The following is a 15,461-nucleotide window of genomic DNA, read 5'->3' on the forward strand; positions in this document are numbered from 1 at the left end:
AATCACCACTTTTATCAGAAGTCATCTAAAAAACTTGGGAGTTGAAGGATCAAATGAAACTGAGTCGACTTAGAAAAAAAATCCGGGAGCATAGCAGAAGAAGCCTTTTGCTTTCTTTGGGTATCAGTTGTTTTTTGCTTGGCGCTGCCCTCTTCTACAGCGAAAACCAGCCGGCAGCTGCCTACGAGCAGTTTTTAGAGATCGATTACTTAACTGCTTTACTGGAAGAAAGACCTTCCCCTGAGTCCATCAGCGATCTTGGCCTCGATCTCATCAAACGTAGTGATCGGGTAAACCAAGAGCGCAGTGCCATCAACCGAAAGCGGCGCCGCGAAAATGTGATCGTCACAGAAGAGACTAGAAAAGTTTTTTCTCCCGATCAAGGAGCAATGGTTGATGAAGTAAGAAAAGTAACCACTCGCTTACCTGATTCAGCCATTGATTTGTTATCAATGATGGTTGATAGCAGCGCTCTCGAGACAAAAAGAGTGCCTTTAGGTTCACGGGACAAACTGTCCAAAATCAGCTTTGATTTTGACTTTGATGATTCTGGTAATGAAAGATTAGCGAAAATCACATTGGTTGATGTCCCAGAATTTTTCGGTATTGATTTCTCACAATTCGAGAAAGAGGCTGATGTTGAGGAGATCAAAGAGACATTGATCGTACAGTATGGTTTAGATGCTCACATCAGGGACGTTAGCGCCATTCGGAGACTTTTCTTTGTTCATGAAGGATTTGAGTTTTACATTAGTCATACCTACAATCCGAATGGAGTCGGCATCACCGTCCAAGCGGTAGAACCATAAACGAAAAATAGTGAATCCCCCTCTCTTTGCGGGATTAACAAAAAAAGCGTCCGCGAATACAAACGCAGGCACCTTTTTTCTACTTCTATTTTGTTTAGGCAAAAACGGTCGACCAATTGTCACGTTCATCAAGAAATTCTTGCGCTAATTTTTGCGCACCTTCTAAGGTATGGTTCGCCGCCCAACCGCATTGCACTTCATTGCTGGCAGGTACTTCAGTTGCTTGCAAAACATCCTTCATGGTTTTTTCTAGGACTGTCAAAATCTCTTCATAATCGTCATGATTCAAGACAGTCAGATAGAAGCCGGTTTGGCATCCCATGGGTGACCAATCCACGATATAATCTGCATGATTACGAATCAACTCTGCCGTCAAATGTTCTAAAGAATGCAGACTTGCCATATCCATATGTGCTTGGTTCGGCTGCTTCAAACGAACATCATATTTGATGATGGTATCATTTGTTCCTTGTTTTTTATCGGCAACCCGTACATAAGGTGCTTTGACTTTCGTATGATCCAAATTAAAGCTTTCAACATTCATTTTCATTGTACTTCTCTCCTACTCTTTTTGTGCTTCCACAAGCCAAACATACTCATTGATTTGCTTAAAACGACTGGTAAACCCATGTTGGCGAAAATATCGTTCGATATCCGCAGTAACTGGATAGTACTCCCGTTGCAGATCAGCGGCTAGTCGCTGGTGTCCAGCTTGCCGCGCTTCATCGATTAGCTCCATTTTTCGGGCTAGGGAAAGAAACATCGTATCCCCGAAAAGCACTTTCCCGCCTTTTGGCAGCATCGCCGCATATTTGCCGATTGCCCGTTGTTTTTCGTCCTCCGTAAGATGATGAAAAACATAGGTAGAAACGATCGTATCGATTACATCCGTGATTTCAGGAAAAATCTCCATATCACCATCTACAAAAGTCACTTTAGAAAGACTGGGTTTTGACTTGGCGATCCGCCGCATCTCTGGCGATGGCTCGATTGCCAGCACGTTTTTCCCTTGATCAAGTAGAGCTTGTGTTAGATTTCCAGTTCCACTACCAAATTCTACCACAGACCGCCCTGCCTTTTCAGCAATTTCAGCTAGTAACTGTTCATATTTGAAAAAAACCGCTCGATATTCTTCATCCTTACCTGCAACTGTTTCATCGTACTCAGCTGCCCAGTCAGAAAAAATTGGAATAAACTCTCTGCCCATCACTAGCTACCTGCCTTTTCAAACGCTTGTTCTAAATCCGCCAGAAGATCCTCACTGTCTTCGATGCCAACCGACAACCGAATCAGGCCATCTTTGATCCCTGATTGCTGGCGGATTTCTTTAGGGATCGAGGCATGAGTCATCACGGCTGGCACTTCAACCAAACTTTCCACCCCACCTAAACTTTCTGCTAAAGTAAAAATCTTTAATGATTCAACAAAGCCGGCTGTTTTCGTTTCATCGTTTAGTTCAAAAGATATCATACCGCTATACCCAGACATCTGTGATTTGGCGATCTCATGACCTTCATGGTCAATCAATCCTGGATAATAGACCTTTGCGACAGCTTGATGTGCTTGTAAATAGTGGGCAATTTTCATCGCATTGTTTTGATGTGCTTTCATCCGCAAAGCAAGTGTTTTGATGCTTCGTTGGATCAACCAGCTATCATGAGGCCCCAATACACCGCCAATAGCGTTTTGTAAAAAGGCAATTCTTTCGGCGATTAGCGGCTCTTTGGCAACCGCTAATCCAGCTACTACATCACTGTGTCCACCGAGATACTTGGTAGCACTGTGAATCACAATATCTGCGCCTAATTGTAGCGGCTTTTGAAAATATGGCGTCGCAAAGGTATTATCCACGATCGTCAAGAGATCGTGCTGGGCAGCTAGTCTCGCAACCGATTTGATATCCGTGATTTTTAACAGCGGGTTCGTCGGTGTTTCCAGAAAAATCGCTTTGGTCTCCGGAAGAATTGCTGTTTCAATAGCAACTAAATCATCGGTTTTGACAAGTGAATAAGTCAACCCGCTTTTTTCTAATACTTGATGAAGCAAACGAAATGTCCCGCCATAAACGTCATCTCCTAAAATGACATGATCTCCTGTCTGAAAAAGCGTGAAGATCGCATGGGTGGCTGCTAATCCAGAGGCAAAAGCAAACCCTTGAGCGCCTTCTTCAAGATCCGCAATCAATTCTTCTAAGGCAAAACGAGTTGGGTTGCCTGAACGACTGTATTCATATTGCTTTGGCTGACCAAGAGCATTTTGCCGATAGGTAGATGTTTGGTAGATTGGCACACTGACTGCACCGGTGAGTTCGTCTTCGCTGATACCGCCGTGAATTACTTTTGTATTAAAATGCATTGTTTGTTCCTCCTATGAATGGTGTGATTGCTGATTGGCCAGCATAAATCTTTTTTGATAGATAGCGGTCGCCACCATCGGGAAAGACTGTGGCGATCGAGCTTCCGGTTGGTAATTCGAGGCTTTCTTTTACTGCTGCTGCCATCACGGCTCCACTTGAACTTCCAACAAGCAGACCATAGTTTCTTGCCAAGTAACGAGTAAAGGCAAAGCCTTCGGCATCACTTATCGTATAAATGTTATCAATAAGCAAATCGTCAAAAAATTGTGGAATGAACTCAACACCGATCCCTTCAATCTCGTGGCCATGGGCAGGACCGCCGTTCAAGATTGATCCTTCCGGTTCAACAACAGCAAGACGAGTGCTTGATTTTTGCTTCTTTAAGTACGTCGCGACACCCGCAAAAGTACCACCACTGCCAGCGCCTGCAACAAAGCTGTCAATTTTCCCATGTAATTCCTGATAGATCTCAGGCCCCAATGTTGCTTGATAGGCTGCAGGATTGTTCTGATTATGAAACTGCAATGGCATAAAACTATTCGGCTGTCCTTTTGCTAATTCCTTTGCTTTTTCGATTGCCCCTTGAATGCCAGCTTCCGTTGGTGTATGAACGATAGTTGCGCCTAATGCCTCAATCAATTGCTGCTTTTCAATGCTGAATTTCTCTGGAATAACAAAAATCATTTTTAGTCCATGCTCGATCCCGGCAATAGCTAAGCCAATCCCGGTATTTCCGGCTGTCGGTTCGATAACGGTTGTCTCATGATCGATCACATGCTCGCGAAACGCTTCATCGATCAAATACTTTCCTAAGCGGTCCTTGATACTTCCACCAGGATTTAAATACTCAAGTTTCGCATAGATGGTACTTCCCTTTTTGCCGCCAAATGCTGCGGCATCAAATTCAAAGAATGGGGTGTGCCCAATCAATGCTTTTATATTATTAACGATCATCGCTCGACTCCTCGCTCAACTTTGTTTGGCACAACTCGTATGCTTCATGTACTCATTTTCAATTGCAATCATCAGCCGTCGCCAATGAAAGCGGTAAAAAACAGCAAACAAAAAGGGGTACTGACTATTACATCAGTACCCCAAAAAAATGTCGTCTTATCCGGATAGAAGTGAATCACTAAAGAAACTTCAGCGATCTTCTGCGACAAAGGAACTAATAATAGGCATGACAAATCGGTATGCTGCTTTTTGCACCATACAACAACAACAGGTAGTTTGTGTGTTGACGTTTGTCATGTCTTGTTCCCTCCTTTAATTTGCTTGTTATCAAAATAGCACGACTCTTTTTTATTGTCAAACGTTTTTTGAACTCACCGAGCACACATTGATGATCTTTAATAAAATAACATCATAGAGGATAGTAAGCACTCACATAGGCATCCACGGCTTTGATCGCTGCTGCAACATCTTCTGCAGAAACCGGAAATGGCATATTGTGGATCGTTTCCCCTTCGATGGTTGCTTGCTCGCCAATTTTTAATAGGTCTGCATCGCTGGCTTCCGCAAGATGCATGTCGGATAATGTCGTCGGTAATTCTAATGCCTGATACAATTCTATATATTGGTCGAGCTCTTCAGGATCTGCATTTTCCATCATCAATTGAGTGAGTGTTCCGTAAGCAACCTTCTCACCATGGGTCAGATCATGAACGTCTCCTTCAAGGGCTGTCAAGCCATTATGAATCGCATGAGCTGCTGCCAGACCTGCACTTTCAAAGCCTAATCCACTAAGCAAAGTGTTGGCTTCCACGATTTGTTCAAAAGCTTCGGTAACGACTTGTTTTTTATTCGCTTGATAGGCTTTTAAGGCATTCTCAAAAAGGATCTCTTCGCATTTTTCAGCGATCGCCATGCTGGCAATTGGTTGCACCCCGCCGACCATATTTTTACTATGGCTTCGAGCAACAGCACGTGCCTCGACATAGGTTGCGAGTGCATCCGCAATACCAGCGGCTAGCAATTTGGCAGGCGCTTTGGCAATCACAGCGGTATCCACTAAGACAAGTTCAGGATTTTTGTTATAAAAACGATACTTTTCAAAACGACCTTCATCAGTATAAATAACAGAAAGTGCCGAAGTTGGTGCATCAGTGGAGGCAATCGTTGGCAAAACAGCAATCGGTATTTTCAATTCATCCGCAACAGCTTTCCCAGTATCGATGGCTTTCCCACCACCTAATGCGGCAATCACTTCGATTGATTCACTTTTGGCTTTAGAGACGATACGATCGATTTCATTTGCAGAAGCTTCTCCACCAAAAATTTCTTTTACCGGTTCTAACTCGGCTGCTTTCAGGTTCTCAAATAGTTCTTCACCGGCAATTTTCCAAACAGTTTCATCGGTCAAAAGAAGCACTTTCTTTCCTAAATCTTTGATATGGGATAACCCATGCTTCAAGACCCCTTTTCCTTGAACGTATCGTGACGGACTCGCAAATATTCTTTCCATTGTATCTCCTCCTTTAATTGGTCTACTTTTATTGTGACACACTAAGCAAGCGATTTCAAAGGAAAAGAAAAAAAGATGGCCAAGAAGATTCGATTCTTGCCCATACTGCACATTTATAGCCATACAAACACTCATGCCCTTATAAAACGGATGGTTTTATAAGGGCATGAGTTGGATTTTTTCATGGTTATTTCTTTTTCCCACCAAAAGCATCTTTCATTTTATCAAAAAATCCTTCTGGTTGTTGTTCGTTCGTTTCATGGCCACTGGCTTTTGCATAAGCCCGCAATGCCTCTTTTTGTTCCTCATTTAAGTTCTTAGGTGTGATCAGCTTCACTTTGACCTGTTGATCGCCATTGCCGCCTCCCCGTAAGCGAGGGGCTCCCTTACCGCGTAAGCGGAAGTTCGTACCTGTTTGGGTCCCAGCTGGGATTTTTAACTTCACATTCCCGTGAACGGTTGGCACATTGACCTCATCTCCTAAAGCTGCTTGGACAAAGTTCAACGGCAACTCGTAATAAATCTCTGAACCGTCACGATCAAAAATATCACTTTCTTCCACACGGAAAACAACGTATAGGTCCCCATAAGGACCACCATTGGTTCCAGCTTCCCCTTGGCCAGATAAACGCATTTGTTGTCCATCTTCGACACCTGCAGGCACGTTGACTTTTACATTATGTTTTTTCTTTTCATGGCCAGTACCATGACAGGTTGTACATGGTTCTTTGATTTCTTTCCCAGTTCCATGACAAACATCACAGGTTTGACGGCTCATTACACGACCAAGCGGTGTTTGACGTTCAACATTGATAGTACCTGCACCATGACATTTATGACAGGTTTCTGGTGAAGTACCTGGTTTTGCCCCGTTCCCGCCGCAGGTATGACAGGTTTCTTCACGATTGTATTGAACAGTTTTTTCCACTCCGAAAATCGCTTCTTCAAAGGAAAGATCAACCGCATATTGCAAGTCTGCTCCTTGTCGAGGTGCATTAGGATTGGCTGCTCTGCCGCCTCCACCACCAAAAAACGATTCGAAAATGTCTTCAAATCCACCAAAACCGCCACCGGAGAATCCGCCACTGTTAAAGCCGCCGAATCCACCGCCATAACCGCCTCCGTAGTTCGGATCGGTACCAGCATGACCATACTGGTCATAAGCAGCTCTTTTTTGGGAATCACTTAATATTTCATAGGCCTCAGAAATCTCTTTAAACTTTGCTTCTGCATCAGGTTCTTTATTGATGTCTGGATGATATTGTTTTGAAAGCTTACGATAAGCTTTTTTGATTTCGTCATCCGAAGCCCCTTTTTGTAGACCTAAGACCTCATAATAATCTCTTTTGTCTGCCATTGGCTTCCCTCCACTCTATTCTTGCGTCTCTCGTATTTTAGCATATAATTCGCTCTAGAAAAATACGTTTCGCAAATTCATAAGAAAAAGCCAAAGCGGTGACTTTGGCTTTTTCACAAACAGCGATTATTTATCGTCACCGTCTACTTCTTCAAAGTCGGCGTCAACCACATCGTCTGCGCCGCCTTGTGCAGCTTCTGGATTTTCTTGTGCTTGTTGTTGTGCTGCTTGTTCGTATAATTTAACGGTTAAGTTTTGTACGATTTCATTCAAAGCATCACGTTTCGTTTTCATTTCTTCTAAGTTGTTTGCTTCAACCGCAGCTTTCAACTCATCACGAGCTTCTTCCGCTTTTTTGACTTCGTCTGCATCCACTTTGCCTTCAAGCTCTTTCAATGTTTTATCAACAGTGAACAACAATGCATCGACGTCATTGCGTAGATCAACTTCTTCTTTGCGCTGTTTGTCGGCTTCAGCATTTGCTTCAGCATCTTTTACCATACGTTCGATTTCTTCATCTGATAAACCTGAAGATGATTTGATCGTGATTTTTTGTTCTTTTTGTGTACCTAAATCTTTTGCAGAAACATTAACGATCCCATTTTTATCGATATCAAATGTTACTTCGATTTGAGGGATGCCACGAGGTGCTGGTGGAATATCCGTCAATTGGAATCTTCCTAATGTTTTGTTATCAGCAGCCATTGGACGTTCCCCTTGCAAGACATGGATATCAACGGCTGGTTGATTGTCTGCTGCAGTTGAGAAGACTTGTGATTTACTTGTAGGGATCGTTGTGTTACGATCGATCAGTTTTGTGAAGACAGCACCCATCGTTTCGATACCTAATGATAATGGTGTAACGTCTAGTAAGACAACATCTTTCACATCCCCAGTGATCACGCCACCTTGGATCGCAGCCCCCATCGCTACCACTTCATCTGGGTTTACTGATTTGTTTGGTTCTTTATTGGTTTCTTTACGTACAGCATCAACTACTGCCGGAATACGAGTTGAACCACCAACTAAGATCACTTCGTCGATTTCTGATTGTGATAGACCAGCATCTTTCAAAGCTTGACGTACTGGAATTTTTGTACGTTCTACTAAGTCTGCTGTTAATTCATCAAATTTCGCACGAGTCAAGGTCATTTCCAAGTGCAATGGACCAGCATCGCCAGCTGTGATAAACGGTAAGCTGATTTGTGTACTTGTTACACCTGACAAGTCTTTTTTCGCTTTTTCAGCAGCATCTTTCAAACGTTGCAAAGCCATTTTGTCTTTTCCAAGATCAATGCCGTTTTCTTTTTTGAATTCTGCTACCATGTGATCGATGATTTTGTTATCAAAGTCATCCCCACCTAGGTTGTTGTCCCCAGCAGTTGATAATACGTCAAAGACGCCATCACCTAATTCAAGGATCGATACGTCGAAAGTACCGCCACCTAAGTCAAAGACCAAGATTTTTTCATCTTTATCTGTTTTATCTAACCCATAAGCTAAAGCTGCGGCAGTTGGTTCATTGACGATCCGTTCTACTTCAAGACCGGCAATTTTACCAGCATCTTTGGTTGCTTGACGTTGTGCATCGTTGAAGTATGCAGGAACAGTGATGACTGCTTTTTCAACTTTTTCCCCTAAATAGTCTTCAGCAAATCCTTTGATGTATTGAAGAACCATTGCGGAAACTTCTTGTGGTGTATACGATTTGCCTTCAACTTCTACTTTGTATCCAGCTTCACCCATATGGCGTTTAATAGAAGAAATCGTATTAGGATTTGTCACTGCTTGGCGTTTTGCAACTTCCCCTACTTGGATCTCACCATTTTTGAATGAGACAACAGAAGGTGTGGTACGGTTTCCTTCTGGATTCGTAATGATTTTTGCTTCGCCGCCTTCAAGGACAGCAACAGCTGAGTTTGTTGTTCCTAAGTCGATACCGATAATTTTACTCATAAGTAATACACTCCCTTTTTTAATTTAAACATCTACTTATAGATAGAAAGAACTATTGTGCAACGATGACCATGCTTGCACGCAAGACACGATCATGCAATTTATACCCTTTTTGCAAGACAGTAACGATTGTGTCTGCCGGTGTTTCATCAGAGGCAGGTACAGTCTGCACCGCTTGATGCAAGTTCGGATCGAACATTGCACCTTCAGCAGGAATCTCTTCGATTCCCTCTTCTTTTAAGGCTTGACGCAGACTTTCAAGAACCATTTCAACGCCTTTTTTCAAATTCGCCGCTTGGTCTTGATCGACATCTGCTGCCATCGCTCGTTCCAAATTGTCGATTGCTGGCAACAGTTTTTTGCCAAGATCTTGCGAGCGGTATTTTTGTAAAAGTTCCCGCTCGTTGCGGTTACGTGAAGTGATATTTGCGATCTCTGCACGAGCACGCAGGAATTGATCTTCCAATTCATTATTCTTTTCTTGCAAAAGTTCCAATTCGCTTTTTTCCACTGTTTCTTCCTCTGGTTGAGGAGTCTGTGCTTCAGTTTCAGTTGATTCATTTGAAGATTCAGTTGTTTCTGCGGTTTCTTCAGCAGTTTTATCTAATTCTTCATCTAAACGCTCTTCTTTTTCCGTCACGTTTCAACCATCCCTTCTACGATTTGTTTCATTGCCGCTTATTCATTGGCAGCGTCTAATGCGCGATAATAATCGGCCAATTTTTTTGCTAACTCGCCTCGAAAAACTTCCATCAAACCAAACATCCGTGAATACGGCATACTTGATGGACCTAATAAAGCGATCGTTCCTTGTCCATGACCTTCGATTTCATAGCTAGCTTGGATCAGACTCATATTTTGTAACAAGTCATTGCCAAGCTCAGAGCCGATTCTGATTTGAATCGCAGAATCTCTTGGCGCCAGCAGCTGTGTCAGCTGATCTGCATTTTTCATAAATGAATACATCGATTTGAACTGACTAACATCTTGCGTCGGTTCAAAATCCAGAAGATTCATTCGCCCGCCGACGAAGATTTTTTCTTCAAAAATGTGGCTCAGCATCGTATCAAAGAGATCAACGATTCCGTCAGTCGTTTGAAAATACTTATGCAGAATCATAGGAATCTCTGTTCTTAAACGATGGTAGACCGTCATTAGAGGCTCACCGATCAATTTGTCGTTGATGATCCTTACCATTTTTTCCAAATCTTCGCTGCTCATCGATTCAGGAAGAGTAAAGACTTGATTTTCGACATTCCCTTTATCCGTCACGATGATCGCGATGATCTGTCGTGCATTCAATGGGACGATTCGAAAACCGGTCAATTTCCTTTCCTTCATATCTGGCCCGAGAGACAACGCTGTATAGCTAGTCAAGTTGGACAAGATCGTGGCAGACTGCTGGATGATTTCATTGATTTCATGAAAATCTTTTCCAAAAGAATGACGAATGGTTTGAATTTCGTTTTGGTCAACTTCCGATGGCTTCAATAAGTGATCAACGTAATAGCGATACCCTTTTATTGACGGCACACGCCCTGAAGATGAATGTGTCTTTAACAGAAGTCCAGCTTCTTCCAGCGCCTTCATCTCATTACGAATGGTGGCAGAGCTAGCTTCAACCCCATCTTCCATCAATCGCTTCGAGCCCGTGGGCTGACCAGTATTCGTATAATTTTGGATGATGAGGTGTAAAATCATTTGTTGTCTAGGTGTCAACATTTTATCCACTCCTCCGTTAGCACTCATTCCTATTAAGTGCTAACACGATTATAAATATACCATATTTGCTAGGAATGTCAAGTATTTGCATCACTTTTTTAGCACTCTTTCTAAGAGAGTGCTAAAAAAGAAATCAAAAAAAGAAGCAGCACGAAATGGCTACTTCTCTTACTCGTTCTTTCTTATTTTTCTGCATCCAAGAGAAATGCTTCAAACACTTCGTTGCCAATAAACATCCCAGCTTTCGTTAAAAAGACACGGTCACCTTGACTAGCCAACCAGCCTTTTTGAATCAACTGTTCGCTCGTTGAACCATAGATTTCCTGAAAAGACTTCCCGAATTTTTCTGCAAACTGTATTTTTGAAATGCCGACCTTTTTACGAAGGCCTAAAAACAGTTCCTCTTCCATTTGATTGCTGGTTGTCAATTCTTCGATTTCGTGGATTGGCAACTGATTTTCCTGTAATGGTTTCAAATAATGCTGGATTGGACCTTTGTTCTTGTAGCGAGTCTGTCCAAGATACCCGCTGGCGCCTGCCCCAAAGCCAAAATAATGTTCATTGTTCCAATACACTAGATTATGTAAGGACTCATACCCTGGTCGTGCAAAATTACTGATTTCATATTGGTTCAATCCAGCTTTTGTCATCGCGGCGATCGCCTCATCAAACATCTGCGTTTCAGCTTCTTGAGAAGGCAGTGCCATTCTCCCTTGGCGAACCCAGTTCATAAACATGGTTTTGTTTTCTAAAATCAAAGAATACATCGCATAGTGAGGCAACCCGAGATCAATCGCTCGCGTCAGTGTATCACCGAAGCTTTCTATGCTTTGTCCCGGAAGTGCATAAATCAAATCGATCGTCACATTCTGAAAATCATGTTTTTCCAGCAGCTGAATAGTTGAATAAACATCTTCAGCGGTATGCTTGCGGCCAATTTTTTTAAGCAAGCGATTATCAAAGGTCTGGACCCCCATCGACAAGCGATTGACTTGATGGTTTTTCAAAACCAGCATTTTTTCTTCACTCAAATCACCAGGATTTGCTTCCACTGTAAACTCTTTGGTTGTGTGTGTTGGCAGCAATTCATGCACACCTGACAGCAATCGATCCAGTTGGTTCGCCGAAAGCGACGTTGGCGTCCCGCCGCCGATATAAATCGTTTTCGCCTCATTGAGAGGCTGACGCAAGAGGGTCAGCTCAATTTCTTTTAGTAACGCTTCGATGTACTCATCCACTGGCTGCCCTTCTAAAAACACTTTGTTGAAGTCACAGTAGTAGCATATATGTTCACAGAAAGGTATATGTATATACGCAGAAATATTTTGCGCGCTTTTTGTAGATGGATCGTTTATTGTTTGACCTTCAGGCATTCCTAAGTAATTCTCCTCTACCTTCTTTTTTGCTCCCACCGCTGAGAGCACCGGCACTCATTGTAGCATAGTTCTTAGAATTCTCCTATCACTTGGACTATTTTTAAGCAAGAAAAAACACCACTTCCAAGAAGTGATGTCTTCAAATATTCATAGAAAAAATAAAGAGCACTACTCTTATTAAGTACGGTAAAATACCGCTTTTGTTCTTATCCCGCCCAGAAAAAAATCTGTTTGTTACAAGAACTAACACTTCCCCCAAACTGTTAGCGCCACAATAGATAAGCTGTTGTTGACGGCTTACTTAACAAGAGCAGGACTCTTATTCATGAAAGACAATTGCTTGTCTTATCTGACTTAAGTATACCTTTTTAAAAAAATTAAGTCCTATCATCTTTTTCACCAGTCTATGAAAACGATGAGAATCTTCACCTTGGTAACAGTTATAAAATGTGCAGCAAAATATCGATCAGATAGCGGATCAACCGATACGCAATAAATAAGAAGAAAATATTTCCCAGCAAGAATTGAAAGACATTGCCAATCGATCCCTTAAAGGAGCGAAAACTGAAATAACGCGACCAACGATTGAACCCGTTTTGGCGGTTTCGTTTCAAACGATACGCTTCATCATACTTCATCTCCAAGAGGTCATAATAAAAAATCATCAAGGGTTGTTGCACAAAGAAAACTTTTTTATAGCCTGCCATCAACGTGTACTGCTTATTATTGGAAGGAAAGTTGCGATTGCCGTTTTTCTTCACGCGCATCGTTGTTCCATCATTCATTTGGAACGCATAATGATCCTCAAATTCTGTCAGTTGATGAATTTGCGGCACCTGATTTTCTTCTTCGAAAGCAAGTACGACCTCACTCGCTCGCTGATAAAGTGAAACCAACCACGCCATTATGCCTAGCAATATAACTAGCAAAATGATATTTAAAAGCAAACTTTCTTGTAACAAAAGTAAATAACCTAAGATAATCAAAATCGCCACACCAAGGGCAATCATTCTTCTACGGAAATAACTGCGATACATCAATTCAAAAGAGCGCCGATAATAGGCAAAATCTTCTTTAACAAAATCCATTTTTTCCACATCTTTCTGTGTTTAGGTTGCTGATAATGTATCAAAGATCCTTTTGAAAGTCAATTTCCCTCAAAAGTTTCAGCGTCTGATTTGTTTCAAACAAGAAAACGTTTTATAATGGAAGATGTAACAAAAAAAAGCGATGAAAGTAGGTTGAGATACGTGATATTACAAGAAACATTTACCTTGCAGAACAAACTGGCAATTCCTAAGATTGGCCTTGGAACCTGGCAATCTTCTCCAGAAGATGCTTACAACGCAACAAAATTTGCCATTCAAAATGGTTATCGACATGTCGATACAGCGGCAGCTTACAAAAACGAAGAAGCGGTTGGGAAAGCTGTGCGCGATTCAGGCGTTGCCCGCGATGAAATTTTTGTTACCACGAAAGTACCTGCTGAGTTAAAGACCTACCAAGAAGCGGTTGATAGCATTGATGCTTCTCTAAAAAAACTTGACTTAGGGTATATCGATTTGATTTTGATCCATGCCCCTCGTCCTTGGAAAATCATGGGAAACAATCCAGAAAACAAAGATTTTTATCTTGAAAACATCGATGTTTGGAAAGCATTAGAAGAAGCCTACTTAAGTGGAAAAGTAAAATCGATTGGTGTTTCCAACTTCGATCAAAAAGATTTGCAAAATATTTTTGATCATTGCGATGTGAAACCGATGGTCAACCAGTTTATTTACCATATTGGCCGCACAAATGAAGAACTATTGACATTTTGCAAAGCGCACGAAATTTTAGTGGAAGGCTATTCACCAATCGCTACTGGTCGTTTACTCGATAACGATGCAGTGAAGACGATTGCTGAAGCCTATGGAAAATCTATTCCACAACTTTCAATTCGTTACTTGCTACAAAAAGACATTCTGCCATTGCCAAAATCCGTTCATGAAGAATACATTGCTGACAATGCCAAAGTTGACTTTGAAATTTCTGAAGAAGACATGAAGAAATTGGATGAGTTGCAAGCTTAAGAATACTTGCGTTTAATTGAAAAAAGCAGTCCGATCAAGTCCAGTAAATGCTGGTCATGGATCGGGCTGCTTATTTTCTTCTACAACTCTGTTTAGAAAAACAACCGTTTCTTAGTCTGTTAAAACTGAATTCTTCTTATGTTAGTTGTTCAAAGGTACCCCACACTTTTACTTCTTGTTCTTCTACCATTGTTCTGCCTTTTGCTAGAACCGTTTCTACTGCTAATGAGTCTTTGTTCAGCAAGCAAATATCAGCATCCATCCCTGCTGCAAGACGTCCCTTTTGATCAAGCTTCAATACTTTCGCTGGATTGGAAGTGATTGCTCGAATGGCGATCTCCAATGGAATCTGCTCTTTTTGGACTGCTTCTTTAATGCCTACCATCAGCGCTCGCGAACTGCCGACACCCAGACCTATGAATTGATTGTTTTCATCAAAGTACGGGAGGCTGCCTTGCCCATCAGAGGTCATGGTAAATTGATCCAGGCCGATCCCTTCTGCTAACAAACGTTTCAATCCTTTACTGAAGCGAACCTCATCGTCTTCTTTTTCCCAGAAATCAGGATCTTCACTCGCCGTAAAATCAATCGTTCCACCCATTTTTGCAAAAGCAATACTTGCTTCGAAAAGCTCGCTGGTCCGATTGGCATGTGTCGGTAAAAATTGGCTGATTGGAATCTCTGTCTCTTCGATGGTTCGTAAAAGCAGCTCATATTTTTTCTTTCCTCCACCTAAGTGGATGTTTACGATACCTGCTTTTCCAGAAAGCATCCCACCAACACGGGCATCCGCCACCGCACGGGTAAATTCTTCGAAACTCGGTTGTGAAGAACGATGGTCAGAAACGGCAATTTCACCGATACCAATAATTTTATCGATAGTCAAAAAATCTTGGATGATGGAATCCGTGACGGGCGCCAAAGGCAATCGATACGAACCGTCATAAAGATAAGTCGTGATGCCTTCCGCCTCTAGTCCACGCGCCTTACTGATCAAGGCAGTCATATCTCTGCCTACTCCGTCAGTACCTAAACAGCCAACCACTGTCGTTACTCCTGCAGAGGTCAATTGACTCAATTTCACTTCTGGTGTCCGGTTTTGAAAGCCGCCTTCCCCGCCACCTCCTAAGATATGAAAGTGGCAGTCAATAAAGCCGGGCACAGCGAGTAACCCTGTGCCATCGATTTCTTCAAGAGGAACACCTGAGAATCCTCCTTCAATCGAATCTTGAATAGCAATGATCTTGTCTTCATTTAATAAAATATCTTTTTTTCCTAAATAGTCAGGAGCGTAAACCTCTGCTTGTCGTATCACCTTCATAAGTGCTTCCTCCTTGTGGCTGATTACT

Annotated in this window: 14 protein-coding genes; 2 read left to right on the forward strand and 12 right to left on the reverse strand. The window is 42.1% G+C overall.

The features are described from left to right. Nucleotides 1-53: 53 nt before the first annotated feature. The gene (locus A5877_RS01100; RefSeq protein WP_086316186.1) at nt 54-809 is read left to right on the forward strand and encodes a Tat pathway signal sequence domain protein; all 756 of its coding nucleotides are present in this window, start codon (nt 54-56) and stop codon (nt 807-809) included. Between the two features lie 94 nt (nt 810-903). Here A5877_RS01100 and A5877_RS01105 read toward each other — a convergent pair whose 3' ends face one another. The 11 genes from A5877_RS01105 to A5877_RS01155 form a co-directional block, all read right to left on the reverse strand. Continuing rightward, nucleotides 904-1,359 carry an S-ribosylhomocysteine lyase gene (locus A5877_RS01105; protein ID WP_008382180.1) on the reverse strand — a complete coding sequence of 152 codons (456 nt, stop codon included), beginning with the start codon at nt 1,357-1,359 and terminating at the stop codon, nt 904-906. Nucleotides 1,360-1,371: 12 nt separating this feature from the next. Next, complete coding sequence (locus tag A5877_RS01110) at nt 1,372-2,016, reverse strand: class I SAM-dependent methyltransferase (protein WP_086316187.1); 645 nt, start codon at nt 2,014-2,016, stop codon at nt 1,372-1,374. 2 nt (nt 2,017-2,018) lie between these two features. Beyond that, entirely contained in the window at nt 2,019-3,164 is a 1,146-nt protein-coding gene (locus A5877_RS01115) for a cystathionine gamma-synthase (protein ID WP_086316188.1), read from the reverse strand. After that, on the reverse strand, nt 3,154-4,119 hold the full coding sequence (locus tag A5877_RS01120) for a PLP-dependent cysteine synthase family protein (RefSeq protein WP_086316189.1): 966 nt from the start codon (nt 4,117-4,119) through the stop codon (nt 3,154-3,156). Before A5877_RS01120 ends, A5877_RS01115 begins: the two co-directional genes overlap by 11 nt. A gap of 409 nt (nt 4,120-4,528) precedes the next feature. After that, nucleotides 4,529-5,629: a glycerol dehydrogenase gene (locus A5877_RS01125; RefSeq protein ID WP_086316190.1), complete on the reverse strand. Its 1,101-nt coding sequence runs from the start codon at nt 5,627-5,629 to the stop codon at nt 4,529-4,531. A 187-nt stretch (nt 5,630-5,816) separates the two neighbouring features. Further along, nucleotides 5,817-6,986 (reverse strand): molecular chaperone DnaJ, encoded by a 1,170-nt coding sequence (dnaJ, locus tag A5877_RS01130; RefSeq protein ID WP_086316191.1) that lies wholly within the window; start codon nt 6,984-6,986, stop codon nt 5,817-5,819. 126 nt (nt 6,987-7,112) lie between these two features. Beyond that, the gene (gene dnaK / locus A5877_RS01135; RefSeq protein WP_005235649.1) at nt 7,113-8,942 is read right to left on the reverse strand and encodes a molecular chaperone DnaK; all 1,830 of its coding nucleotides are present in this window, start codon (nt 8,940-8,942) and stop codon (nt 7,113-7,115) included. A gap of 52 nt (nt 8,943-8,994) precedes the next feature. Next, a complete protein-coding gene (gene grpE, locus A5877_RS01140) occupies nt 8,995-9,582 on the reverse strand; it encodes a nucleotide exchange factor GrpE (RefSeq protein ID WP_005235647.1) in 588 nt (195 codons plus the stop codon). A 38-nt stretch (nt 9,583-9,620) separates the two neighbouring features. Next, entirely contained in the window at nt 9,621-10,664 is a 1,044-nt protein-coding gene (gene hrcA, locus A5877_RS01145; protein ID WP_005225934.1) for a heat-inducible transcriptional repressor HrcA, read from the reverse strand. A gap of 182 nt (nt 10,665-10,846) precedes the next feature. Continuing rightward, nucleotides 10,847-12,037: a radical SAM family heme chaperone HemW gene (gene hemW / locus A5877_RS01150; RefSeq protein ID WP_086316192.1), complete on the reverse strand. Its 1,191-nt coding sequence runs from the start codon at nt 12,035-12,037 to the stop codon at nt 10,847-10,849. A 443-nt stretch (nt 12,038-12,480) separates the two neighbouring features. Beyond that, nucleotides 12,481-13,128: a hypothetical protein gene (locus A5877_RS01155; RefSeq protein WP_005235640.1), complete on the reverse strand. Its 648-nt coding sequence runs from the start codon at nt 13,126-13,128 to the stop codon at nt 12,481-12,483. Between the two features lie 117 nt (nt 13,129-13,245). Between A5877_RS01155 and A5877_RS01160 the strand changes: the two genes are divergently transcribed. Further along, nucleotides 13,246-14,112: an aldo/keto reductase gene (locus A5877_RS01160; RefSeq protein WP_005235638.1), complete on the forward strand. Its 867-nt coding sequence runs from the start codon at nt 13,246-13,248 to the stop codon at nt 14,110-14,112. A gap of 136 nt (nt 14,113-14,248) precedes the next feature. Here the strand turns inward: A5877_RS01160 and iadA are convergent, their stop codons facing one another. Further along, a complete protein-coding gene (gene iadA, locus A5877_RS01165; protein ID WP_086316193.1) occupies nt 14,249-15,433 on the reverse strand; it encodes a beta-aspartyl-peptidase in 1,185 nt (394 codons plus the stop codon). Nucleotides 15,434-15,461: the final 28 nt, after the last annotated feature.

Source organism: Enterococcus sp. 3C7_DIV0644 (assembly GCF_002141235.1).
GTDB lineage: Bacteria > Bacillota > Bacilli > Lactobacillales > Enterococcaceae > Enterococcus_D > Enterococcus_D entomosocium.